The sequence below is a fragment of the Streptomyces sp. NPDC096193 genome (assembly GCF_040302905.1).
Classification (GTDB): domain Bacteria; phylum Actinomycetota; class Actinomycetes; order Streptomycetales; family Streptomycetaceae; genus Streptomyces.
In genome coordinates this window covers 165,013-188,118 of sequence record NZ_JBEOSJ010000016.1, presented here as the reverse complement: position 1 = coordinate 188,118, position 23,106 = coordinate 165,013, and the positions used below count along the sequence as shown (strand labels likewise).

Genomic DNA, 23,106 nt, shown 5'->3' with positions numbered 1-23,106 from the left:
CCGTGGGCCGGGTGTCCGCGCGGCGGAAGGGCGATACCGCTTACCGCGCCCAGTTCGAAATGCCGCCCACTCGATGGAGTGAAAGGCGTGGGCGACGTAACCCGAATGGCGTCATGGCGTCGTTGTTCCCGGTGCGGGCGACTGCCCGCGAACTTCTCCGGAAGGCAGGGAACCATGAGGCAGCTTCACCGAAAGGGTCTGGCCACCGTGATGCTCACGGGTGGCGCGCTCGCCCTGACGGGACACGCGCACGCCGACTCCGGCGCGGACGGCGCCGCGGCCGGTTCACCCGGTGTGCTGGCCGGCAACACGGTGCAGCTTCCGGTGCACGTCCCGGTCAATGTGTGCGGCAACACGATCAACGTCGTCGGGCTGCTCAACCCGGCCGTCGGCAACTCCTGCGAGAACACCTCGCGGGACGACGGCCGGCCTGCCGGACACGGCTCGAAGGGAGGAGCCACCGCCGAGGGCGGCAGAAAGGATTCCCCAGGTGTCCTGTCCGGCAATGGCATCCAGCTTCCGGTCGATGTGCCGGTCAACGTCACCGGGAACTCCGTGAACGTGGTGGGTATCGGCAACGCCTCCGTGGGCAACTCCTCGTCCAACACCCCCGGACAGCCGCCCACCGAGCCGCGCCCGGTCACACCGCCCCGGCCCGCACCGCCCGAGCCGACCGAGCGCGCCGTCGCACCGCTGCCCGAGACGGACGTCGAGCTCGCCCACACCGGCTCCGGGCCGATCGGCTACGCGGTGCCCACGAGCGCCGCGCTGCTGCTCGGCGGCGCGATGCTCTACCGGCGGACCCGCCGCGGCGGGGCCTGAGAACACCCCCGCACCGACGTCTACCGGCCAGGGGGCCGTCGCCAGGACTCCAGCACCGTCTCGACCGTGGCCGACACCCGCGCCCGTGCCTCCTTACGGGCGGTTCCGGCGGACAGCAACGCGTCGTACTCGGTGTCGAGGTGCCGTACGGAGGCCCGCACCGCGGCTGTCACCGCTCCTGTCTCCAGGGACCGGCCCGCGGCGGTGCGGCCCACCCGGCCGCTGCCGCGGGCCGCGGAGTGCGCGGCGATGTCCTGGGCGCGGGCGGGCGGACAGCGGGGGAACAACCGCAGGATCTCGGCGGCCAGTTCGGCCGTGAAGCGTACGTCCTCGCCCGCACGGCGGGCCGCGTCCCGTTGCCGGCGGCGCGCGCGGGCTTCCGCGTCCGCGAGGCAGGCCGACTCGGCACGTGCCAGCGCCGCCTCCTCGACGAGCAGGCCCTCACGCTCGTACCGCCGGCGGCGGCGGTTGAAGCGGACCACGACCGCGCAGAGCGAACTCGCCTCGCGGGCACGGCGGGTGAGTGCCGCCGACCCCCGCGGCAAATACACCAGGTGCCCGAGATCCGCACAGACCAGGCAGAGCGGCGCGTTGAACTCCCGGATGTGCATCGTCAGCGGTCCCTGACGGCACTCCGCGCAGTGCCGTCCCTTCCGTGGTTCGATCACCACCACGTCCATGTCCGCACCGTACCCACCAGGTACGCTCCGCTCCCATGACGCTGCGCTGTGCCGTGCTCGACGACTACCAGGCGGTCGCACTCTCCCTGGCCGACTGGTCGGCCGTCGCGGGCGACGTCGAGGTCCGTTCCCACGACCGCCACCTGGCCTGCGAGGACGAGGTCGCCGAGGCCGTCGGCGACTGCGAGATCCTCGTCGCGATGCGCGAACGCACCCCTTTCACCGCCTCGTTGCTCGCCCGCCTGCCCCGACTGCGGCTGCTGATCACCTCCGGCATGCGCAACGCGTCCATCGACCTCGAAGCCGCCGCCCGGCACGGAGTCACCGTCTGCGGCACCGCCAGCAACTCGGAGCCTCCCGCCGAACTGACCTGGGCGCTGATCCTCGGTCTTGCCCGCCATGTCGTCGAGGAGAACGTGGCCCTGCGCGGCAACGGCCCCTGGCAGTCGACCCTCGGCGCCGACCTGCACGGCCGCCGGCTCGCCCTCCTCGGGCTGGGCAGGATCGGCGCCAGGGTCGCCCGTGTGGGACAGGCCTTCGGCATGGATGTCATGGCCTGGAGCGAGAACCTCACCGACGAACGGGCCGCGGAGCACGGCGTCGTCCGTGCGGCCTCGCTCGACGAACTCCTCGCAGCGGGCGACTTCGTCTCCGTCCATCTCCAGCTCAGCGACCGCTCCCGCGGGCTGATCGGGGAGAGCGAGCTGCGGCACATGCGGTCCACGGCGTATCTCGTCAACACCTCACGCGCGGCGATTGTCGACCAGTCCGCACTGGTGCGGGCGCTGCACGAGGGATGGATCGCGGGAGCGGGATCGGACGTGTTCGCGGCCGAGCCGCTGCCGGCCGACGATCCCCTGCGCGAGGCACCGAACTTCCTCGGCCTGCCGCACCTCGGCTATGTCACCCGGCGCAACTACGAGGGCTACTTCACCCAGGCGGTGGAGGACATCGCGGCGTATCTCGCGGGCAGCCCGGTCCGCCGGCTCATCTGACACTCGGCGCCGCGGCGCCGATGAACTCCGAGAGCGTTTCGCGGGCCTGCTCGGAACGCTCCGCCCGGTCGGCCTCGTCCGGCGCCTCGTGCATGCAGTTGGTCACCGCGAACGCAGACGCGGCCAGTGCGAGCGCCTGCGGGTCGTCACACACCAACTGGACGCGGATCAGCGCCTGATGGGCGCTCGAACGGAGCCGGTACGAGTCGATGCGGGCCGCCTCGGCGGCCGGGCTGTCCGGGGTCTGCCGTGCACGGTGCCAGCGGTCGTTCCGCCCGCGCCGGTATCCACGAGGGCGCCGGCGAAGGCGCTGTACGCCGAAATACGGTCCTGACGCAGCTGTTCGGACCGGGCGAGCTGCGCGGCGCGCTCGGTCGTCTGCCGTTGGAAGACGTGGGTGATCAGCGAGCCGAGCAGCGTGCCGATGACCGCGATGACGGCTGTCTCCATGAAGTGCCCGCTCCCGGTGGCTCCGAATAAGGGTTCGAGCGCGTCGGAGTGTCTTGGTAACGTGATCGACGTGGCGAAACTCAATCAGATCATCGCAGTGGAGAAGGGCGTCAAGTCCAAGACGCACCAGGACCTGACGGCCGCCCACCACGGGCTTCAGAAGCCCGCGTTGCTCGCCGGCATCTCGCGTACGTACCAGCCCAAGGACGAGGAGGGCGAGCAGCTTCCTCCCGAGTCGACGCGGGTCCAGGTCAAGGCCGAGGACGTGCTGCGCGACACCGCGAAGACGCTGACGCGACTGTTCGACGTGACCGCCACCAAGGACTGGGCGAACTGCACCGCGCGCGCCGATGTGACGGTGGACGGGCGGGTGCTGGTGAGCGATGTGCCGGTCTCGTACCTCCTGTTCCTGGAGAAGCAGCTGACGGACATCAACACCTTCGTGCGCAAGCTGCCGGTGCTGGACGCGTCGGAGTCGTGGACGCAGGACCCGTCGACGGACGCGTGGAAGACCGAGCCGGTCCGCACGCTGCGGACCAAGAAGGTCCCGCGCAACCATGTGAAGGCCGAGGCGACGGAGAAGCACCCGGCGCAGGTCGAGGTGTACTACGAGGACATCCCGGTCGGTTACTGGACGACGGTGAAGTTCTCCGGTGCGCTGCCGGCCCGGCGGGTGAATGAACTGCTGGAGCGGGTGGAGAAGTTGCAGCAGGCCGTGAAGTTCGCGCGCGAGGAGGCCAACGGCGCGGAGGTCACCGACGAGCGCGTGGGTGACGCGGTGTTCGGCTACCTGTTCGGGTAGCCTTCAAGACTCCCCGTCCGCTGTTGTGCGGGCGGGGTGCGCGAGGAGCGCAAGCTGAAACTGAAGCTTGTCGTGAACGAGGCGGTTCCAGTGGAGGTTCGAATCCTCCCCGCGGCATTTCGCGCCGCGGTGGCCCAAGCCCGGCAGAGGCAGCCGCCGTCAATCTCAGACTATTGCTCCAGATTCAGTATTCGCCGCCGATCGCCGGATCGACCGGGCCCGGGCCCAGTACGCCGAGATGCCGGTTCAAGTCCGGCCCGCACAGCTCGATGTGCGGTGGTCCAAAGGCAGGACGCGACGACATCATGACTGACCGGGGTCCTCAAGTGTGCCGGCGTGCCGTATGGGCGGCATCACAGGGCCCGGGGGCCGGCTACGCCTCCGGGCCCGCTCCTTTTCCGGCCCGGCCCGCGTACGCCGGGCACCGCCACCGCCCCGCGATCGGCACCGCCGCCGCCCCTCCGGTCACGCACCCCTCCTTCGGCGCCGCCGTCGCGTCCGCCGCATGATGGACCCGTGCGACTCGAAGCGATCACCTGGGAGCGGCTGACCGGGGCCGTGGCCGACACGGTCGCGGCGGGCAGGGCCGAGGACGGCAGCCCGTGGCTGCGCGTCGCCGTGGACGGAGCCGGCGCCGCGCCCGGCGGGGAGTTCGCGCGGCGCATCGAGGAGGCGCTGCGGCTGCGCGGCCGGAGCGCTCTCGTCGTCGGGACCGAGGGCTTCCTGCGGCCCGCGTCGCTGCGCCTGGAGTACGGGCGTGAGGACCCCGACTCGTACTACAGCGGCTGGTTCGACACGGGCGCCCTGTGGCGGGAGGTCTTCGGGCCGCTGGAGGCCGGGGGCAGCGGGCTCGTCCTGCCCGATCTGTGGGACCCGGTGACCGACCGGGCGACCCGCAGCCCGCACGTCCGACTCCCGCCCGGGGGAGTGCTGTTGCTGCACGGCCCCTTTCTGCTCGGCCACTGGTTCCCGTTCGACCTGACCGTCCATCTCCAGCTGTCGCCCGGCGCGCTGCGGAGGCGGACACCGGGGAGCGAACAGTGGACCCTGCCCGCGTTCCAGCGGTACGAGGACGAGGTGGGGCCCGCCGAGGCCGCCGACGTGCTGGTCCGCGTCGACGACCCGCGTCATCCGGCGTGGGGCGGGACGGGCTGAGCCGGCCGGCCGCCGATCAGTGTCACCGCTTCCGCGCCGGCCCGGCAGCCCTCGGCCGCCGCACTCGCCGGGTCCGCCCCCGCGAGTCGCGCCGCCAGGAACGCCCCCGTGAAGGCGTCGCCCGCGCCCGTCGAGTCGACCGCCCGCGCCCGGGGCGCCGGAACGCGCGCCGTGACCGCGCCGGACTCCGCCACCAGCGCGCCCTCGGCGCCCAGGGTGACGACGGTCAGCGGAACCCGGCGGCTGAGCCGCCCCGCCGCCTCGGCGGGATCGGTCAGACCGGTGAGGAGGCACGCCTCGTCCGCGTTGGGTACGAGGATGTCCACGTCGTCGAGTTCCGCCAGCACCTCCCGAATGCCGGCGCTGCGGATGAAGCCCGCCGAGGCCGGGTCCAGGCTCACCGTGACGCCCCGGGCACGTGCCGAGGCCATGGCGAGGCGGGTGAGTTCTCGGCTGGCGTCGGCGAAGAGCAGATAGCCGGAGATATGCAGATGCCCGACGCCGTCCAGCAGTGACGGGGACCAGTCGGCGGGTGAGATGCGCAGTACGGCGCCGCTGTCGGTGAGGAACGTCCGCTCGGCACTCGCGTCGACCAGCGCGATGACCGTGGCGGTGGGCGCGCCGTCGTCGGGGACCAGCAGCGGGCGGACTCCGGCGGACCGCAGCTGCTCCTCGTGCCAGCCGGCCTCCGCGCGACCGACCCGCCCGTGGAGACGTACGTCGGCGCAGCCCCGGCGCGCTGCCCAGCAGGCCACATTGGCTCCCGCGCCGCCCGGCAGGATGCGGATCGTCGCCGCCGTGTCCGTGCCGTGGGTGAGCGCCGCCGTATGGCGTGCGACGACATCGGTGACGACGTCCCCGATGACGAGCAGCGCGCCCGCGGGCCCGGCTCCCCCTTCACCCGGCGCCTCTGTGTGAAGCTCCGCCCTCACAGGGCCGCCGCGATCCGCGCCGCCAGCCGCACATTCCCGCGCACTGCCGCGATGTTGGCCTCCAGCGACGCGCCCTCCGTCCGCCGCGTCAGGAACTCCAGCAGGAACGGCGTCACCGCCTGACCCACGATGCCCCGCTCCGTGCACTCGTCCAGTGCCTCGCGGAGCACGCGGTCGTGCAGCGCCGGATCCAGCTGGTCCGCCTCCGCGACCGGATTGGCGACGATCAGCGACGACTCCGGCCCACCCAGCGCCTCGCGGGCGCGGATCACCTCGGCGACCTCGGCGGGGGAGTGGACCGTCCAGTCCACCGGCTCTCCGGAGGAGGTGAGATAGAAGCCGGGGAAACGATCCGTCCCGTATCCGAGGATCCCGACGCCCAAGGTCTCCAGCCGTTGCAGCGTCGCGGGGACGTCCAGTACCGACTTCACGCCGGCGCACACCACCGCGATCGATGTCTGCGCCAGCACCCGCAGATCGGCGGACTCGTCCTGGGAGTGCGTCCACTCGCGGTGCACCCCGCCGAGCCCGCCCGTCGCGAAGACCCGGATACCGGCCCGCGCGGCCAGAAAGGCCGTCGCCGACACCGTCGTCGCCCCGCTCGCTCCCGAGGCCAGCGCCGGTGCCAGGTCCCGGTGCCCGAGCTTGCGCACGTCGTCGTCCCCGGCGACGCGGTCCAACTGCCGCTTGTCCAGGCCGATGTGGATCCGCCCGTCCAGTACGGCGATCGTGGCGGGGACGGCCCCCTCGGACCGTACGAGCTCTTCCAGCTCCTCGGCGACGGCCAGATTGCGCGGACGCGGCAGCCCGTGCGCGATGATCGTCGACTCCAGGGCCACGACGGGCCGGTGCGCGGCGAGTGCTGCCCGTACTTCATCGGTCATCTCGGTGAGCTGCATGTCCCATCCCTGGCACACCGGCAGGCGGCCCAAACCCCGGCGCCCTCGTCCCGGACCCGGCGTCACCGGCGGGACCGCCCGACCCGAAGTCTCCCGGACCGGGTGCGTCAGCGGATCGACCTGCGGATCGCCAGGGCCGCCATCGGCAGCAGCAGACAGGCCCCGACCAGGTTCAGCCAGCCGTAGCTCGCCTGGGCGACGATCAGTCCCGCGGCCGCGCCGCCGAGCCCCGCGGTGGCGCTCATCGCCAGGTCGGACAGGCCCTGGGCGGCGGCCCGGGCCGGCTGCGGCACGGAGTCGGTCAGCAGAGCCGAACCGGAGACCACGCCCGCCGACCAGCCGAGCCCCAGCAGGAAGAGTCCCACGGCGGTCTGGACGTGGCTCGCACCCGCCGTGCCGGCGAGCAGCGCGGCCACCGACAACAGGCCTACGGCGAGTCCGATCACCGCGAGCCGGCCGACCTTGTCCGCCAGCCAGCCCATGACCGGCGAGAACGCGTACATGCCCGCGATATGGCCGCTGATGACGAGCCCGATCAGTTCGATGCCGGCGCCGTGATGGCTCAGGGCCACGGGTGTCATCGACATGATCGACACCATGGCCGTGTGCGAGAGGGCGACGGCCACCAGCGCGAGCCGGGCCATGGGGGACTCGCGCACCGCCTGCGCCCCGGCCCGCAGCGAGCGGCCCTCGGGGGAGCGGTCGGCGGGCGACAGGGCTCGGGCGGTCAGCAGCGGGTCGGGCCGCAGCAGCACCAGGACCATGATGGCAGCTATCAGGAACACCCCCGCGGCCCAGACGAAGGGACCCGCCGTGGCCGGTATGCCCGCACCGGCGACACTACGGCCCGCGGGCGCCGCGATGTTGGGGCCGAGGACCGCACCGATCGTGGTCGCCCACACCACGTTCGAGATGGCCCGGCCACGCCGCTCGGGCACGGCCAGATCCGCGGCGGCGAACCTGGCCTGGAGGTTGGCGGAGGAGGAGGCGCCGAACGCGGCCATGCCCACCAGCAGCACCACGAAGTTGTCCATGACGGCGCCGAGCACGACCACGCCCGCACCGAGAGCGCCGATCAGATACGCGAGGACCAGCCCCGGTCGCCGTCCCCTGGCCGTCATCAGTGCGGCCAGCGGCACGGACATCAGCGCCGTCCCCGCGACGGTCGCAGTCGGCGCGAGCCCGGCCAGCGCCTCGGTGCCGCTGACCTGCTGCGCCAGCACGACGGCGAGCGCGATACCGGTGGCGACTCCGAGCCCACCGAGGATCTGACTGGCGACGAGCACGGCGGTGATGCGCCGCCGCACCGCCGCCAGCTCGGTCTCGGACAGCGGGGCGACGGCCGGAGCCTTGTCGAGCGAGGTCACGACGCGTACGCCGTTCCACCGCCGGGACAGAGGGAGGGGGCGTCAGCGCGGAGAGTCACTGGCGCAGTCTGGCAGCTCGCACGGCCGTGCGAAACCGCATTCCCGCCCCGGTGCGCACGACCGGATCCGCCCGCCTCAGAACAGCGGCTCCGGCAGGATCCCCTCCAGAGCCAGCAGCTTCCGCTTCGTCTCCAGACCGCCACCGAAGCCCCCCAGCTTGCCGTCGGTCTCCACCACGCGGTGGCAGGGCACCACCACCGGCAGCGGATTGGAGCCCATGGCCGCGCCCACGGCCTGTGCCGCACCCGGCTGGCCCACCCGCGACGCCAGGTCGCCGTAACCGACGACGGTGCCGAAGGGGACACCGGCGGCGAGCTCGCGCAGCACCTCACGGTTGAAGCCGCCCGACAGCGACCAGTCGAGCGGCAGCGTGAACTCCCGCAGGCCGCCCGCGAAGTACGCCGTCAGCTGGCGCACCGGCTCCGCCAGCCTGCCGGCCGCGTCCTCCACCGGATCGGCGCCCAGGCGCCCGGTCAGCTGCCCGAGCGCCCGGTCCCGTATGCCCGCGTCCGCGTGGAAGACGACGCTCACCAGGCCCTGCTCGGTCGCGGCAACCAGCAGGGGCCCGATGTCCGCGCTCACGACGGTCCACTCGAAGCTCTTCATGCGGACCACCGTACGACCGGGCACTGACAGCGCCCCCGGCCGCGGGTCGGAGCGGCTCAGCCCACCGCGTCCGCCACCACGTCGGGCTTGTTGGTGATGATGCCGTCGACGCCGTACCCGGCGACCCGTCCCGCGTTCGCCGCGTCGTCCACGGTCCAGGTGTTCACCTGGAGCCGCTTGCCGTGCGCGCCCTTGAGCCGGTGGACCGCGGTCACGTAGTCGGCGGTGAGGGTGCTGTACGTCGGGTTGATCTGGTCGGTGAACGCCGCGTACGACGGCAGATCGGCGACCGGGGGCGTGCCCAGGAAGCCGGTGGTGACGTCCGGGCGCTGCCGGTGGACCTCCCGCACACTGGCCGCGCCGAAGCTCTGGATCACGAGCCGGCAGCGGACGTGCCCGCGGTCGAGCCACCCCTCCTGGCGCAGCACGCGCAGGGTGTCCTTCTCGATGCCGGGGTAGAGCTCGGGCTTCTTGATCTCCAGCAGCAGCTTCTGGCCGTTGTCCTCGACGCGGTTCAGGTACTGCTTCAGGGTCGGCACCCGGGCACCCGACCACTTCGGGCCGAACCAGCTGCCCGCGTCCAGTGTGGCGATCTCGGCCGCCGTGAAGTCCTTGACCTTCCAGGGCGACCGTGCGGGGAACCGCTGCTCGACGTCCGTGGTGCGGGCCAAGGAGTCGTCGTGGACGACGACGAGCTCGCCGTCCTTGGTGCGCTGGACATCGTTCTCGACCCAGGCGAAGCCCATGTCGGCGGCGAGGTCGACGGCCGCGAGGGTGTTCTCCGGGGCGTAGGCGGAAGCGCCTCGGTGGGCGAAGATGACCGGTTCGCCGTGCCGGCTCGCGGTCTCGGCGGGGCTCGGGTCGGCGGCGGCGGCCGGACCGGACAGCAGGGCTGCGCCGACTCCGATGACGGCGGCGGCAGTTGCGGCGACGGGACGTACGTACACCTTGACTCCTCACGGTGTCGGTCACGGACGGGCCGAGAGTGGCATCCGCCGGTCAACGCGGAACAGGCGAAGTATGGCCAGAACGTGAACGGATCCACCCAGAACGCATCGCGTGTCCGCGCTCATGTCGACAAATCTCCGCACACCTGTTTGCCAACCGTGGCTGGAGTCATACCCTCGGCCCCTGACCGGACGTTCCCTCAGGATCACGGGGATCCAGGATCGCGGGGATCGCGGGATCACGCCGGGAGCGAAGGGCGTTGGACGCATGCAGGGAACAGTCGACGGCTTCGGCTACGGCCTCGTCACACCCGTGGCCGCCTTTGTGATGGCGTGGCTGGGCGGTGCCCTCGGGCTCCGCTGCGCGGTACGGTCCGTCCGCGACAGGAGGTCGTTCAAGGCCGGCTGGGCGGCGCTCGGCGCGACCGCGATCGGCTCCGGTGTCTGGAGCATGCACTTCATCGCGATGATGGGCTTCGGCGTGGACGAGGCGCCGGTCGCCTACGACCGGCCGGTCGTCTATGCGGGCCTCGGCGTCGCCGTCCTCATGACCGGCATCGGGATCTTCCTCGTCGGCCACCGCGGAGCCACGCCGATGGCGCTGACGACCGGCGGCACGATCATCGGCCTCGGCATCGCCTCCATGCACTACCTCGGCATGGCGGGGATGCGGCTCCAAGGGGCTCTGGCGTACGACACCGTGACCGTCGCCGCGTCCGTGGTGATCGCCGTCGTCGCCGCCACGACCGCCCTGTGGGCGGCGGTCTCCGGCCACGGCCTCCTGGCCGGTCTCGGCGCCGGCCTGCTCATGGGCGTGGCCGTGAGCGGCATGCACTACACCGGCATGGCGGCCATGAGCGTCCATCTGCACGCAGCCGCGGGCACCGCGGGCACGGGCGACGACCCCGCCGCGCTGCTCATCCCCATGCTGATCGGACCTGTGATCTTCCTGGTGCTGGCGGGGGTGGTCGTGATGTTCGATCCGCTCCTGATGCCGGGAGAGCCGGACCGCCGGGCGCCCGCGAGCGTGGACGCGCGCCCCGGGGTGCCGGCCCAGCGCACGGGGAGCCCGTCCGGGCAGCGGTCGCCGGGCCGGGCGGTCGGGAGGGGCGAGCGGCACCGGTCCGACAGCTGGTGACCCAAGGCGGCCACTGCGGCGGAATGCGGGGCCCGCGTCCGGATCCGGCCCGATCCGCACGACGGTCCCGGGCCCGGTTGTCAGTGGGGGGTCGTACCGTGGATTCATGCGGCCCGTTTCCAAGATCGAACGTACGGTGGCGCCCTTCGAGGTCGTCAGTCCCTTTCAGCCCAGTGGCGACCAGCCCACGGCCATCGCCGACCTGGAGCGCCGTATCCGCGCAGGTGAGGACGATGTCGTGCTGCTCGGCGCGACCGGCACCGGCAAGTCGGCGACGACCGCCTGGATGATCGAGAAGCTCCAGCGCCCCACCCTGGTGATGGCGCCGAACAAGACGCTGGCCGCCCAGCTGGCGAACGAGTTCCGCGAGCTCCTGCCGAACAACGCCGTCGAGTACTTCGTCTCGTACTACGACTACTACCAGCCCGAGGCCTACGTCCCGCAGTCGGACACCTACATCGAGAAGGACTCCTCGATCAACGAAGAGGTCGAGCGGCTGCGCCACTCGGCGACCAACTCGCTGCTCACCCGGCGTGACGTGATCGTCGTCGCCTCGGTCTCGTGCATCTACGGCCTCGGTACCCCCCAGGAGTACGTCGACCGCATGGTGCCGCTCAAGGTCGGCGAGGAGATCGACCGCGACCAGCTGCTGCGCCGCTTCGTCGACATCCAGTACACACGCAACGACGCGGCGTTCCAGCGCGGCACCTTCCGCGTCCGCGGCGACACCATCGAGATCTTCCCGGTCTACGAGGAGCTCGCGGTCCGCATCGAGATGTTCGGCGACGAGATCGAGGCGCTCTCCACCCTCCACCCGCTCACCGGCGAGATCATCAGCGAGGACCAGTCGCTCTATGTGTTCCCGGCGAGCCACTACGTGGCGGGCCCCGAGCGCATGGAGAAGGCGGTCAACGGCATCGAGGCGGAGCTGGAGCAGCGGCTGGCCGAGCTGGACAAGCAGGGCAAGCTCCTGGAGTCGCAGCGGCTGCGGATGCGCACCACCTACGACCTCGAGATGATGCGCCAGATCGGCTCCTGTTCGGGCATCGAGAACTACTCGATGCACTTCGACGACCGCGGACCCGGCTCGCCCCCCAACACCCTCCTCGACTACTTCCCCGATGACTTCCTCCTCGTCATCGACGAGTCGCACGTCACCGTTCCGCAGATCGGCGCGATGTACGAGGGCGACGCGTCCCGCAAGCGGACCCTGGTCGACCACGGCTTCCGGCTGCCCTCCGCGCTCGACAACCGTCCGCTGAAGTGGGAGGAGTTCAAGGAACGGACCGGCCAGACCGTGTATCTCTCGGCCACCCCCGGCGCGTACGAACTCTCCCGCGGCGACGGATTCGTGGAGCAGATCATCCGCCCCACCGGACTCGTCGACCCGGAGGTCGTCGTCAAGCCGACCGAGGGCCAGATCGACGACCTGGTGCACGAGATCCGGCTGCGCACGGAGAAGAACGAACGGGTCCTCGTCACCACCCTCACCAAGAAGATGGCCGAGGACCTCACCGACTACTTCCTCGAACTGGGCATCCAGGTCCGCTATCTGCACAGCGACGTCGACACCCTGCGCCGCGTCGAGCTGCTGCGCGAGCTGCGCGCCGGTGAGTACGACGTCCTGGTCGGCATCAACCTCCTGAGGGAGGGCCTCGACCTCCCCGAGGTGTCCCTGGTGGCGATCCTCGACGCCGACAAGGAGGGCTTCCTGCGCTCCGGCACCTCGCTGATCCAGACCATCGGCCGCGCGGCGCGCAACGTCTCCGGCCAGGTCCACATGTACGCCGACAAGGTCACCCCGGCGATGGAGAAGGCCATCGAGGAGACCAACCGCCGCCGGGAGAAGCAGATCGCCTACAACACCGAGCGGGGCATCGACCCGCAGCCGCTGCGCAAGAAGATCAACGACATTGTCGCCACCATCGCGCGCGAGGAGGTTGACACCGAGCAACTGCTCGGCACCGGATACCGGCAGTCGAAGGCCGAGAAGCCGGGCAAGGGCGCCAAGGCCCCCGTCCCCGCGCTCGGCGGCAAGGCGGGCCGGAAGGGCGAGGTGCTGAGCGACCGGCCCGCCGCCGAACTGGCCGGAATCATCGAGGAGATGACCGACCGGATGCGCGCGGCGGCCGCGGACCTGCAGTTCGAGGTGGCGGCCCGGCTGCGCGACGAGGTGGGCGAGTTGAAGAAGGAGCTCCGTCAGATGAAGGAGGCGGGTCTGGTCTGAGCCCCTCACCGGCCGGGTCACCGTCCCGCTCCCCCGGTGCGCGGCCGCCCCCGCACACCTGAGTTGCCCGGTGTGTTGCAAGACCGACACAAAATCGAGCCATTTGTGCTGCACCGTTGACGCGACTGCGTAGGGTGCTGGGAAGCCGCGCGTTGGGCGGCGGAATTCAGGGAGAAGGGGACAGCGCGTGACGGTCAACATGACCAAGGGTCAGGCCATCAGCCTGCAGAAGAGCGACGGGGGCACCCTCACGGCTGTACGGATGGGGCTCGGCTGGCAGGCGGCGCCCCGGCGCGGTCTGTTCGGCTCGCGCACCAGGGAGATCGATCTGGATGCCTCGGCGGTGCTGTTCGCCGACAAGCAGCCGGTGGACGTGGTCTTCTTCCGTCACCTGGTCAGCGACGACGGTTCGGTGAAGCACACCGGTGACAACCTGGTCGGCGGGGCCGGTTCGGGCGGCGACGACGAGGCGATCCTCGTCGATCTTCAGCGAGTGCCGGTCCACATCGACCAGATCGTCTTCACGGTGAACTCCTTCACCGGCCAGACGTTCCAGGAGGTGCAGAACGCCTTCTGCCGCATCGTCGACGAGACGAACGGCCAGGAGCTCGCCCGCTACACGCTCGACGGTGGTGGCCAGTACACCGCCCAGATCATGGCGAAGGTGCACCGCGCGGGTTCGGGCTGGCAGATGACGGCCCTCGGCAACCCCGCCAACGGCCGTACCTTCCAGGACCTGATGCCGTCGATCCTGCCGCACCTGTAAGCACGGCTCGCACGGACGACGCAGCTCCCGGAGGCATGAGGCCGCCGGGAGCTGCACCGATTGGCACCACCGCTCAGCACCGACCACAGCACGAGGGGACATGGCGATGACGGCCGAGCTGGTCCGGGGGCAGAACCATCCACTGCCCGACGCCCGCCTGGAGATACGGGTGTCGGCCGGACACCCGGTCGTGGCCTGCGCGACCTGCGCCGACGAGCGGGGCGCCGTCCGGGACGACTGGATCGCCCACCCCGGAGCGCCCACCGTGCACGGCGTCGAGGTGCCCGGCCAGGCCACCGAGGCGCCGCGCTTCGCCGTCGACCTGCCGGCGGTGCCCGCGGCCGTCCACCGGCTCAACATCCTGCTCGCGCTCCCCGAAGGCACCGGCGGCCCGGCCCAGTTCGGCGCCACGGCCGCCCCGTTCCTCGCCGTCGTCGCCGAGGACGGCAGCGAGGTGGCCAGCTTCACCATCACCGGTCTGGACACCGAGACGGCGCTCGTCGCCGTCGAGGTCTACCGCCGCCAGGGCGCCTGGAAGGTGCGCGCCATGGGCCAGGGGTACGCGGGCGGGCTAGCCCAGCTCCTCGGCGACCAGGGACTGGCCACGGCCCGTGAGAAGGCCGCCGAGATCCAGGCCACCGCCGCCCCCCGCGCTCCGCGCACCGCGCCCGCCCCGCTGAACACCCGCGGCGCCGACAGCGCCTACACCCGCCCGTCCGCCGGCCCGCCCTCGGCGGTGGACCCGACGGTCGCGGACGGTGGTCTCGGCGCCGGCGGCGGCCAGGCCCCGTCACCTGCCGGCCCTCAGCAGGCCACCACCCCCGACGCCCCGCCGGGATCCGGCGGCCCCATCGACTACGCGCACCCGCGCCGCCGCTCGGCCCCGCCCCCGCCGCCGCCGACCGCGCCGGCCGCCGAGCCCGGGCAGCCCGCCCGGCCCGTCGCCGGTGACGCCACCGGCTGGTCCATGGAGGAGCGGCTCTACAACCAGATCTGGGGGATGTTCGAGGACCTGGCCCGCGCGGTCGCCGCCTACCGCAGCGCGGTCGAGTTCGCCGAGAACCGCCTCGACCAGGAACTGGACCGGGTCCTGTCCGACCCGCGCAGCCGTATCGGCGGCGCCGGGGACACCGCCCGTGCGGCGGCCCGCGCCAAGTGCGAGGAGCTGACGACCCAGGCGCGCCAGGCGCTCGACCGGGACCTGGCCCAGCTGTCGGCCGAGTCCGATGTCGTCGAGCCGGCCCTGCCGCCGGCCTTCGCGCGCTGGGACAACCCGGTCTGGCACGCCTACCGCGTGCCCATGGAGATCCCGATGGCCCTGCGGCTCGGTGATCTCCAGCTGCCCGAGACTCCGGAGCTGCGCATCCCGTTTCTGATCAGGCTGCCGCTGGAGCGCGGCCTGTGGGTGGACAGCGGACGCACCGGCTCCGAGGCCGCGATGATGCTGGACGAGGACCAGCTGCGGAAGCTCGCCGTGGACTGCGCGGTCTCCCACGCGGCCCGGCTGCTCGGGGTGTACCCCCCCGGCGAGTTCACCGTCCACGTCATCGACCCCGCCCGTACGGCAGCGGCCTCGCTCGCCCCGCTGGTCGAGTCGGGCGCGCTCGCCGGCCCGCCCGCGACCGGCGCGCAGGGGGTGAGTGACACGCTCGCCAGGCTCACCCAGCGGGTGGACCTGGTGACGATGGCGGTGCGCGGAGGTGCGGCCGACGCTCTCCCGCCCGACCTGGACACCGGCGAGCAGCTGCTGATCGTCAACGACTTCCCGCACGGCTTCGACGACCGGGCCGTCACCCAGTTGCGCTATCTCGCCGACGAGGGTCCGGCGGTCGGCGTGCATCTGATGATGGTCGCGGACCGCGAGGACGCGAGTGCGTACGGACCGGTGCTGGACCCGCTGTGGCGCTCCCTCCTGCGGATCACGCCCGTGCCGGACGACCACCTCGCCGACCCCTGGGTCCGGCATGCCTGGACGTACCAGCCGCTGCCGGTCCCGCCGGGCAGCGCGGTACTGCGTCAGGTGCTGGACGCGGTGACCGCCGCTCGCCGCAACTGGCGTCGCTGACCTGCTGATTTGAACCGTCCTTTACCTTGCGCTTTACCTTTCCTTGGGGATTCCTGTACTCTCCTTTTGAACGGAGGGGAGTACTCCCGACTGCGGCGTGCCCGTCAATACGGACCGATTCACAGGTCCCGGGGCGCCGGCCGGAGCGGCAAGGACCGCTCGGGTGGAGGAGACCTCCGGCAGCGACGACGCTGATCAGTAGCCGTACGAAGCCGGAGGCGCAGTGGACGTTTCATTGAACATCTGGTTGCTGACCATTCTTGGTCTGTCAGCCCTCATAGCCGTGGACTTCTTCATCGGGCGCAAGCCCCATGACGTGTCCATCAAGGAAGCCGGAATCTGGACGGTCGTCTGGATCGCCCTGGCCGCACTGTTCGGCCTCGGACTGCTGGTGGCCGGCGAGAGCCAGGCATCCGGCGAGTTCTTCGCGGGCTTCATCACCGAGAAATCGCTCAGCGTCGACAACCTCTTCGTCTTCGTCCTGATCATGGCGAAGTTCTCGGTGCCCTCACACCTCCAGCAGCGGGTGCTGCTCATCGGTGTGCTGATCGCCCTGGTCCTGCGAGCGATCTTCATCGCCGCCGGCGCCGCGATCATCGCCAGCTTCTCCTGGGTCTTCTACATCTTCGGCGCGTTCCTGATCTACACCGCCTGGAAGCTCATCCAGGAGGCGCGGTCCGACGACGAGGACGAGGAGTTCGAGGAGAACCGTCTCCTGAAGTCCATCGAGAAGAAGTTCGGCGTCGCCGACAAGTACCACGGCACGAAGCTCTTCATCCGCAACAACGGCAAGCGCGTCCTGACCCCGCTGATGGTGGTCATGCTCGCCATCGGCACGACCGACGTGCTGTTCGCGCTGGACTCGATCCCGGCGATCTTCGGCCTCACCCAGGACCCGTACATCGTCTTCACCGCCAACGCCTTCGCCCTCATGGGTCTGCGGCAGCTGTACTTCCTGATCGGCGGTCTGCTCAGGAAGCTGGTCCACCTCAGCTACGGCCTGTCGGTGATCCTCGGCTTCATCGGCGTGAAACTGGTGTTGCACGCACTGCACGAGAGCGGGGTGCATGTCCCCGAGATCTCGATCCCGGTCTCCCTGGCGGTCATCTGCGGCGTGCTGATCATCACCACGATCACCAGCCTCATCGCCTCCAAGAGGCAGTCCGAGCGCGAGGCGGCCCAGACGCCGGAGTCGCCGGAGAAGGACAGCATCGAGGCCTGACGGACCTCATGAACGGTGGGCGGGGACAGCGGTCGCTGTCCCCGCCCACCGGTGTTCCGGCGCCTGCGCTGCGTCAGTACGTCACGGTGATACGCCGGGCCGGCCCGTCCACCCGCACAAGTCCGCCGTAGGGAACGATCAGCTGTGGATCGGTGTGCCCGAGGTCGACGTCGAAGACGGCCATGATGTCCGGCGCGTAGGCGGCGAGCGCGCGCAGCACCGCCGCTCGCTGATCGCGCGCGTACCGGGCCCGCTCCGCGTGGTCACCGGGCCGCTCGAACGACCAGGTCTTGGCCCGTCCCATCAGCAGTGCGTCGAAGCGCTCCAGCAGACCCCGCTCACCCATGGCGCGCAGGATCCGGAACACCTCCTCGGCCGACGGCAGTTCCTCGTCGGTCTCCAGCAGCAGCACTCCGCCCGCGTACGCCGCGAGGTCCCGACCGATCTCGCGGTCCGCCATCAACAGCCAGGACAGCACCGAGAGATTCCCGCCCCACGAACGCCCCTCGACGACGCGCTCGGGCCCGTGCCACAGCCATCCGTCGCTCGGATCCGTCTCGGGCTCGGCCTCGAACGTCGCCGGATCCGCCCAGTCGCGGTCGACGACCCGGAACCGGTCGGCGGCGCGGAGTTCGTACGGACCCGAGGTGAACAGGGCCGCCCGCAGGGAGTCGGCGGTCAGTGGCGCCATGGCTCCCGGCCGGCCCAGCTCGACCATCACGCTGCCGCCGTGGTAGCTGACGATGCCGGTGTTCCAGAGGTAGCAGTGCAGGGCCGTGTTGTCGCTGTACCCGAAGAACGGCTTCGGGTTCGCCCGGAGCAACTCCCGGTCCAGATACGGCAGGACGGTGATCTGGTCGTCCCCGCCGATGCTCGCGATGACGGCCGTGATGCCGGGATCCGCGAAGGCCGCATGGATGTCGCGGGCCCGCTCCCGGGGTGACGAGCCCATCCTGCGGGTCGTCGGGTACTCGACCGGGACGAGCCCGAAGTCGTCACGCAGCCGGGCGAGACCCAGCTCGAACGGCAGCGGCAGCAGCCCCGGAAGTCCGCTGGACGGCGAGAGGACGGCGACCCGGTCGCCGGGAAGGGGCTTGGGAGGGTGGACGGGTTGCGTCATGGCCCGGAGGCTAACCGTGGGCCGCCGCCGGGCGACAACGGTTTCTCGCCGGACGCGGACCGACCGGCCACCGGGGACGCGAACGCCCGCGCACCGCCGCCGGATGTGGACCCGCGCGCACCGCCCGCCCCGCACCGCCGCACAGCCACAGACCCGTCCCCGAGGCCGTCCGGGCGCCGGAACTCCCCTACGGCCGCGCGGTCACCAGCCGCGCCGGCGCCACTCCGCCAGGTGCGGCCGCTCGTCGCCGAGGGTCGTGTCCCTGCCGTGGCCCGGGTACACCCATGTCTCGTCCGGCAGCGGGCCGAAGAGCTTCTCCTCGACACCGTCGATCAGACTGCGGAAGGCCACCGGGTCCTTGCGGGTGTTACCCACCCCACCGGGGAAGAGGCAGTCACCGGTGAAGATGTGCGGGTGGCCGTGCGGGTCGTCGTAGACCAGGACGATCGACCCCGGAGTGTGACCCACCAGATGCCGGGCGGTCAGCTCGACCCGGCCGACGCGGATGACGTCGCCGTCCTCGACCCGCACGTCCGTGGCCACGGGAATGCCCTCGGCGTCGAAGCGCCCCGCGTAGGTGCGCGCACCCGTCGCCCCGACCACATCGGCGAGTGCCTGCCAGTGGTCGCCGTGGCGGTGCGTGGTGACCACCGAGGCGATGGAGTCGTCACCGATCAGCCGGAGCAGCGTCTCCGGTTCGTTCGCCGCGTCGATCAGCAACTGTTCGTCCGTGGCGCGGCAGCGCAGCAGAAAGGCGTTGTTGTCCATCGGACCGACCGCGACCTTGGAGATCATCAGGTCCTTCAGTTCGTGGACGTCCGCAGCGCCGCCGACCTTCACCACTCCGCTGTACGTCATGGAGATCAGCCTATAGCGGGGGCACGGCGGGCAGCAGGGCTCCCGCGGTGTCCAGGGCGGCCCCGTCCCGGCGGCCGGCGAGCCAGCCCACGAGCGCGGCCGCGGGGCCGGAGACGGTGACCGGGGCGCCGTCGATACCGCCGGTGTGCCACTCCCCGCCGGAGCCGTCCGTCGCGACGATCCGGGTCGGGGGCATGTCCGGCCGGCCGGAGAACCGCTGCGCGAGGAAGTCGATCTCCCGGGAGATGAACTCCTCCGGCAGATCCTCCAGCTCGTAGCCCACATCGAGGTCCACATGGTGCAGTTCGACCTCGACGAGCCGGCGGAAGGGGACCCGGGCGGCGGCGTCGGTGACGCCGTTGCGCAGCTGGACCGTGCGCCGCCAGTCGGCGGGCAGCGCGCCCACGGCCTCCAGGCGGGCCGCGCTGTCGCGCAGGTCGGCGAGCTGCACGTCCGGCGGACGCGGCGCGTCCCGCTCGATATCGGCCTCGCGCGCCTCGGCGCTCGCGTACATCGGACGGCCTTCGAGAATATTTACGATCGCGTCGGCGTTACGGGATACATGAGCAAGGACATGTCCGCGGCTCCAGCCCGGTAGCCGTGACGGACCGGCGAGGACGGCGTTGTCCATTCCGTCGACTGCGGTGAGCAGCCGCTCCGTCGCTTCACGTACAGATGCCAGGTCGCGCTGGGGATCGATCATGGGGCCGACGATAGCTTCGCCACACGTTCGGGTGAAGGTGGCAGAGCGCGGTCTGAAATCGAATGCACGTGCTATAGCCTGGTCCGAGGCATCCTTGCTTGTCTGGCACTCATCGATCTGGCGCCCTCCGTAGGCTGGAACAGTCTGGGACGGGGGCCGGTGCCCCCGCTTCTCTGAAGAAAGGTGCGGACCCGGCGTGGCCGACCGTCTCATCGTTCGTGGCGCTCGCGAGCACAATCTCAAGAACGTTTCGCTCGACCTCCCCCGTGACTCCCTCATCGTCTTCACGGGGCTCTCCGGGTCGGGCAAGTCCTCGCTCGCCTTCGACACGATCTTCGCCGAGGGCCAGCGCCGGTACGTGGAATCCCTGTCGTCGTACGCCCGCCAGTTCCTCGGGCAGATGGACAAGCCGGACGTCGACTTCATCGAGGGCCTCTCCCCGGCCGTCTCCATCGACCAGAAGTCGACCTCGCGCAACCCGCGCTCGACGGTCGGCACCATCACCGAGGTCTACGACTACCTCCGCCTGCTGTTCGCGCGGATCGGCAAGCCGCACTGTCCCGAGTGCGGCCGGCCCATCACGCGCCAGTCGCCGCAGGCCATCGTCGACAGGGTGCTCGAGCTTCCCGAGGGAAGCCGCTTCCAGGTGCTCTCGCCGCTGGTGCGCGAGCGCAAGGGCGAGTTCGTCGACCTCTTCTCCGATCTCCAGACCAAGGGATACAGCCGGGCCCGGGTCGACGGGCAGACGATCCAGCTCGCCGAGCCGCCGACGCTGAAGAAGCAGGAGAAGCACACCATCGAGGTGGTCATCGACCGCCTCACGGTCAAGGACAGCGCCAAGCGCCGGCTGACCGACTCCGTGGAGACCGCACTCGGCCTCTCCGGCGGCATGGTCGTGCTCGACTTCGTCGACCTCCCCGAGGACGATCCCGAGCGCGAGCGGATGTACTCCGAGCATCTGTACTGCCCGTACGACGACCTGTCCTTCGAGGAGCTCGAACCGCGCTCGTTCTCCTTCAACTCCCCCTTCGGCGCCTGCCCCGACTGCACCGGCATCGGCACGCGCATGGAGGTCGACCCCGACCTGATCGTCCCGGACGAGGAGAAGTCCCTCGACGAGGGCGCGATCCACCCCTGGTCGCACGGCCACACCAAGGAGTACTTCGGCCGGCTGATCGGCGGCCTCGCCCAGGCGCTCGGGTTCTCCACCGACATGCCCTGGGGAGGGCTGCCGCAGCGCGCCAGGAAGGCCCTGCTGTACGGCCACAAGACCCAGGTCGAGGTCCGCTACCGCAACAGGTACGGCAGGGAGCGCGCGTACACCACGCCCGCGTTCGAAGGCGCAGTGCAGTTCGTCAAGCGGCGGCACCAGGAGGCCGAGAGCGACTCCAGCAGGGAGCGCTTCGAGGGCTATATGCGCGAAGTCCCCTGTCCCACCTGTCAGGGCACCCGGCTGAAGCCGATCGTCCTCGCGGTGACGGTGATGGAGAAGTCCATCGCCGACGTGTCCGCGATGTCGATCAGCGAGTGCGCCGAGTTCCTCGGCCGACTGACGCTGAACGCCCGGGACAAGAAGATCGCCGAGCGGGTCCTCAAGGAGGTCAACGAGCGGCTGAGGTTCCTGGTCGACGTCGGCCTGGACTACCTCTCGCTGAACCGCGCGGCCGGCACACTCTCCGGCGGCGAGGCCCAGCGCATCCGGCTCGCCACCCAGATCGGCTCCGGACTCGTCGGCGTGCTGTACGTCCTGGACGAGCCGTCGATCGGTCTGCACCAGCGCGACAACCACCGGCTCATCGAGACGCTCGTCCGCCTCCGTGACATGGGCAACACCCTCATCGTCGTCGAGCACGACGAGGACACCATCAAGGTGGCCGACTGGGTCGTCGACATCGGCCCCGGCGCCGGCGAGCACGGCGGCAAGGTCGTGCACTCGGGCTCGCTCAAGGATCTGCTCGCCAACAAGGCGTCGATCACCGGCCAGTACCTCGCCGGGAAGCGGTCCATCCCGACCCCGGACATCCGCCGGCCCACGGACCCGGGACGGCAGCTCACCGTCCACGGCGCCCGTGAGAACAATCTGCGGGACATCGACGTCTCCTTCCCGCTCGGTGTCCTGACCGCCGTCACCGGTGTCTCCGGCTCCGGCAAGTCGACCCTGGTCAACGACATCCTCTACACGCATCTGGCGCGTGAGCTGAACGGCGCCAAGTCGGTGCCCGGCCGGCACACCCGCGTCGACGGGGACGACCTCGTCGACAAGGTCGTGCATGTCGACCAGTCGCCGATCGGCCGTACCCCGCGGTCGAACCCGGCGACGTACACCGGTGTGTTCGACCATGTCCGCAGGCTCTTCGCCGAGACGATGGAGGCGAAGGTCCGGGGCTACCTCCCCGGCCGGTTCTCCTTCAACGTCAAGGGCGGCCGCTGCGAGAACTGCTCGGGCGACGGCACCATCAAGATCGAGATGAACTTCCTTCCGGACGTGTACGTCCCGTGCGAGGTCTGCCACGGTGCGCGCTACAACCGGGAGACCCTGGAGGTCCACTACAAGGGCAAGTCCATCGCCGAGGTGCTGGACATGCCGATCGAGGAGGCCCTGGACTTCTTCGAGGCCGTCCCGACGATCTCCCGCCATCTGCGCACGCTCAACGAGGTCGGTCTCGGTTACGTCCGCCTCGGTCAGTCCGCGCCGACGCTCTCCGGTGGTGAGGCCCAGCGGGTGAAGCTGGCGTCCGAGCTCCAGAAGCGCTCGACCGGCAGCACCGTGTACGTGCTCGACGAGCCGACGACCGGTCTGCACTTCGAGGACATCAGCAAGCTGATCAACGTGCTGTCCGGGCTGGTCGACAAGGGCAACACCGTCATCGTCATCGAGCACAACCTCGATGTGATCAAGACCGCGGACTGGGTCGTCGACATGGGACCGGAGGGCGGCAGCGGCGGCGGACTCGTCATCGCGGAAGGCACTCCGGAGCAGATCGCCGGGGTCCCGACCAGCCACACCGGCAAGTTCCTCCGGGACATCCTGGACACGGAGCGGATCAGCGACGCGCTGGTGCCGCAGGCGCGTTCGGGCTCCCGGAAGGCCGCGGCGAAGAAGCCCGCGACCACGGCCGCCGCGAACTCGGTCCCCACCGTGAAGGCACCCGTCGCCAAGAACAACGTCAAGAACACCGCCAAGAAGGCGGTGGCCAAGAAGACGGCGACGAAGAAGACGGCGGCTCGCGCCCGCAAGGCCTGAGCAGCGCAGTCGGCAGCGCCATCGGTCTCCCCCCGGGCTCATGGGGGG

At 70.8% G+C, this 23,106-nt stretch carries 20 protein-coding genes; 10 read left to right on the top strand and 10 right to left on the bottom strand.

Annotated features, from left to right (window positions below; translation table 11 throughout):
• The first annotated feature begins 174 nt into the window (after window positions 1-174).
• On the top strand, window positions 175-822 hold the full coding sequence (locus ABTX78_RS23445) for a chaplin (protein ID WP_352208741.1): 648 nt from the start codon (window positions 175-177) through the stop codon (window positions 820-822).
• A gap of 20 nt (window positions 823-842) precedes the next feature.
• On the opposite strand, the gene ABTX78_RS23440 is transcribed toward ABTX78_RS23445, so the two are convergent.
• Window positions 843-1,502: a DUF2293 domain-containing protein gene (locus ABTX78_RS23440; protein ID WP_352208740.1), complete on the bottom strand. Its 660-nt coding sequence runs from the start codon at window positions 1,500-1,502 to the stop codon at window positions 843-845.
• A gap of 35 nt (window positions 1,503-1,537) precedes the next feature.
• Here ABTX78_RS23440 and ABTX78_RS23435 point away from each other — a divergent pair, with 35 nt between their 5' ends.
• The gene (locus tag ABTX78_RS23435; RefSeq protein WP_352208739.1) at window positions 1,538-2,497 is read left to right on the top strand and encodes a D-2-hydroxyacid dehydrogenase family protein; all 960 of its coding nucleotides are present in this window, start codon (window positions 1,538-1,540) and stop codon (window positions 2,495-2,497) included.
• Here ABTX78_RS23435 and kilB read toward each other — a convergent pair.
• Window positions 2,490-3,074, bottom strand: a complete 585-nt coding sequence (kilB, locus tag ABTX78_RS36180) for a plasmid transfer protein KilB (protein ID WP_502993940.1) — start codon at window positions 3,072-3,074, stop codon at window positions 2,490-2,492. The genes ABTX78_RS23435 and kilB overlap by 8 nt on opposite strands.
• On the opposite strand from kilB, the gene ABTX78_RS23420 reads away from it, so the two are divergent.
• Together ABTX78_RS23420 and ABTX78_RS23415 are read left to right on the top strand one after the other, a co-directional pair.
• On the top strand, window positions 3,018-3,749 hold the full coding sequence (locus ABTX78_RS23420; RefSeq protein WP_352208736.1) for a DUF7873 family protein: 732 nt from the start codon (window positions 3,018-3,020) through the stop codon (window positions 3,747-3,749). The genes kilB and ABTX78_RS23420 overlap by 57 nt on opposite strands.
• 516 nt (window positions 3,750-4,265) lie before the next feature.
• Window positions 4,266-4,904, top strand: coding sequence for a nucleoside/nucleotide kinase family protein (locus ABTX78_RS23415; RefSeq protein ID WP_352208735.1), 639 nt, complete (start codon window positions 4,266-4,268; stop codon window positions 4,902-4,904).
• On the opposite strand, the gene ABTX78_RS23410 is transcribed toward ABTX78_RS23415, so the two are convergent.
• The 5 genes from ABTX78_RS23410 to ABTX78_RS23390 all read right to left on the bottom strand — a co-directional run bounded on the left by ABTX78_RS23410 (window position 4,877) and on the right by ABTX78_RS23390 (window position 9,715).
• On the bottom strand, window positions 4,877-5,836 hold the full coding sequence (locus tag ABTX78_RS23410; RefSeq protein ID WP_352208734.1) for a carbohydrate kinase family protein: 960 nt from the start codon (window positions 5,834-5,836) through the stop codon (window positions 4,877-4,879). The two genes, ABTX78_RS23415 and ABTX78_RS23410, sit on opposite strands and share 28 nt — an antisense overlap.
• Window positions 5,833-6,735, bottom strand: a complete 903-nt coding sequence (locus ABTX78_RS23405) for a pseudouridine-5'-phosphate glycosidase (RefSeq protein ID WP_352208733.1) — start codon at window positions 6,733-6,735, stop codon at window positions 5,833-5,835. The genes ABTX78_RS23410 and ABTX78_RS23405 overlap by 4 nt, the downstream gene beginning before the upstream one ends.
• A gap of 107 nt (window positions 6,736-6,842) precedes the next feature.
• The gene (locus ABTX78_RS23400) at window positions 6,843-8,102 is read right to left on the bottom strand and encodes an MFS transporter (RefSeq protein WP_352208732.1); all 1,260 of its coding nucleotides are present in this window, start codon (window positions 8,100-8,102) and stop codon (window positions 6,843-6,845) included.
• A 135-nt stretch (window positions 8,103-8,237) separates the two neighbouring features.
• On the bottom strand, window positions 8,238-8,768 hold the full coding sequence (locus ABTX78_RS23395; protein WP_352208731.1) for a methylated-DNA--[protein]-cysteine S-methyltransferase: 531 nt from the start codon (window positions 8,766-8,768) through the stop codon (window positions 8,238-8,240).
• A gap of 56 nt (window positions 8,769-8,824) precedes the next feature.
• Complete coding sequence (locus tag ABTX78_RS23390) at window positions 8,825-9,715, bottom strand: glycerophosphodiester phosphodiesterase (protein ID WP_352208730.1); 891 nt, start codon at window positions 9,713-9,715, stop codon at window positions 8,825-8,827.
• 268 nt (window positions 9,716-9,983) lie between these two features.
• Here ABTX78_RS23390 and ABTX78_RS23385 point away from each other — a divergent pair, with 268 nt between their 5' ends.
• The 5 genes from ABTX78_RS23385 to ABTX78_RS23365 all read left to right on the top strand — a co-directional run bounded on the left by ABTX78_RS23385 (window position 9,984) and on the right by ABTX78_RS23365 (window position 17,133).
• Window positions 9,984-10,853: an MHYT domain-containing protein gene (locus ABTX78_RS23385; protein WP_352208729.1), complete on the top strand. Its 870-nt coding sequence runs from the start codon at window positions 9,984-9,986 to the stop codon at window positions 10,851-10,853.
• A gap of 106 nt (window positions 10,854-10,959) precedes the next feature.
• On the top strand, window positions 10,960-13,080 hold the full coding sequence (gene uvrB / locus ABTX78_RS23380; RefSeq protein ID WP_352208728.1) for an excinuclease ABC subunit UvrB: 2,121 nt from the start codon (window positions 10,960-10,962) through the stop codon (window positions 13,078-13,080).
• A 187-nt stretch (window positions 13,081-13,267) separates the two neighbouring features.
• On the top strand, window positions 13,268-13,846 hold the full coding sequence (locus ABTX78_RS23375) for a TerD family protein (RefSeq protein ID WP_096629140.1): 579 nt from the start codon (window positions 13,268-13,270) through the stop codon (window positions 13,844-13,846).
• A 106-nt stretch (window positions 13,847-13,952) separates the two neighbouring features.
• Window positions 13,953-15,911: a TerD family protein gene (locus tag ABTX78_RS23370; protein ID WP_352208748.1), complete on the top strand. Its 1,959-nt coding sequence runs from the start codon at window positions 13,953-13,955 to the stop codon at window positions 15,909-15,911.
• A 223-nt stretch (window positions 15,912-16,134) separates the two neighbouring features.
• Window positions 16,135-17,133, top strand: coding sequence for a TerC/Alx family metal homeostasis membrane protein (locus tag ABTX78_RS23365; RefSeq protein WP_352208727.1), 999 nt, complete (start codon window positions 16,135-16,137; stop codon window positions 17,131-17,133).
• A 73-nt stretch (window positions 17,134-17,206) separates the two neighbouring features.
• On the opposite strand, the gene ABTX78_RS23360 is transcribed toward ABTX78_RS23365, so the two are convergent.
• The 3 genes from ABTX78_RS23360 to ABTX78_RS23350 all read right to left on the bottom strand — a co-directional run bounded on the left by ABTX78_RS23360 (window position 17,207) and on the right by ABTX78_RS23350 (window position 19,814).
• The gene (locus ABTX78_RS23360) at window positions 17,207-18,253 is read right to left on the bottom strand and encodes a S66 family peptidase (protein ID WP_352208726.1); all 1,047 of its coding nucleotides are present in this window, start codon (window positions 18,251-18,253) and stop codon (window positions 17,207-17,209) included.
• 201 nt (window positions 18,254-18,454) lie between these two features.
• Window positions 18,455-19,111 (bottom strand): MBL fold metallo-hydrolase, encoded by a 657-nt coding sequence (locus tag ABTX78_RS23355; protein ID WP_352208725.1) that lies wholly within the window; start codon window positions 19,109-19,111, stop codon window positions 18,455-18,457.
• A gap of 10 nt (window positions 19,112-19,121) precedes the next feature.
• Entirely contained in the window at window positions 19,122-19,814 is a 693-nt protein-coding gene (locus ABTX78_RS23350; protein WP_352208724.1) for a maleylpyruvate isomerase family mycothiol-dependent enzyme, read from the bottom strand.
• A gap of 196 nt (window positions 19,815-20,010) precedes the next feature.
• Between ABTX78_RS23350 and uvrA the strand changes: the two genes are divergently transcribed.
• Window positions 20,011-23,058, top strand: a complete 3,048-nt coding sequence (gene uvrA, locus ABTX78_RS23345) for an excinuclease ABC subunit UvrA (RefSeq protein WP_352208723.1) — start codon at window positions 20,011-20,013, stop codon at window positions 23,056-23,058.
• Window positions 23,059-23,106 lie beyond the last annotated feature (48 nt).

Excerpts from the sequence above, each read along its gene's own strand:
- ABTX78_RS23405 (WP_352208733.1), bottom strand. The coding sequence starts at position 6,735 with ATGCAGCTCACCGAGATGACCGATGAAGTACGGGCAGCACTCGCCGCG.
- ABTX78_RS23395 (WP_352208731.1), bottom strand. The coding sequence starts at position 8,768 with ATGAAGAGCTTCGAGTGGACCGTCGTGAGCGCGGACATCGGGCCCCTG.
- ABTX78_RS23440 (WP_352208740.1), bottom strand. The coding sequence starts at position 1,502 with ATGGACGTGGTGGTGATCGAACCACGGAAGGGACGGCACTGCGCGGAG.
- uvrB (WP_352208728.1), top strand. The coding sequence starts at position 10,960 with ATGCGGCCCGTTTCCAAGATCGAACGTACGGTGGCGCCCTTCGAGGTC.
- ABTX78_RS23370 (WP_352208748.1), top strand. The coding sequence starts at position 13,953 with ATGACGGCCGAGCTGGTCCGGGGGCAGAACCATCCACTGCCCGACGCC.
- ABTX78_RS23350 (WP_352208724.1), bottom strand. The coding sequence starts at position 19,814 with ATGATCGATCCCCAGCGCGACCTGGCATCTGTACGTGAAGCGACGGAG.
- ABTX78_RS23385 (WP_352208729.1), top strand. The coding sequence starts at position 9,984 with ATGCAGGGAACAGTCGACGGCTTCGGCTACGGCCTCGTCACACCCGTG.
- ABTX78_RS23435 (WP_352208739.1), top strand. The coding sequence starts at position 1,538 with ATGACGCTGCGCTGTGCCGTGCTCGACGACTACCAGGCGGTCGCACTC.
- ABTX78_RS23355 (WP_352208725.1), bottom strand. The coding sequence starts at position 19,111 with ATGACGTACAGCGGAGTGGTGAAGGTCGGCGGCGCTGCGGACGTCCAC.
- ABTX78_RS23445 (WP_352208741.1), top strand. The coding sequence starts at position 175 with ATGAGGCAGCTTCACCGAAAGGGTCTGGCCACCGTGATGCTCACGGGT.
- ABTX78_RS23360 (WP_352208726.1), bottom strand. The coding sequence starts at position 18,253 with ATGACGCAACCCGTCCACCCTCCCAAGCCCCTTCCCGGCGACCGGGTC.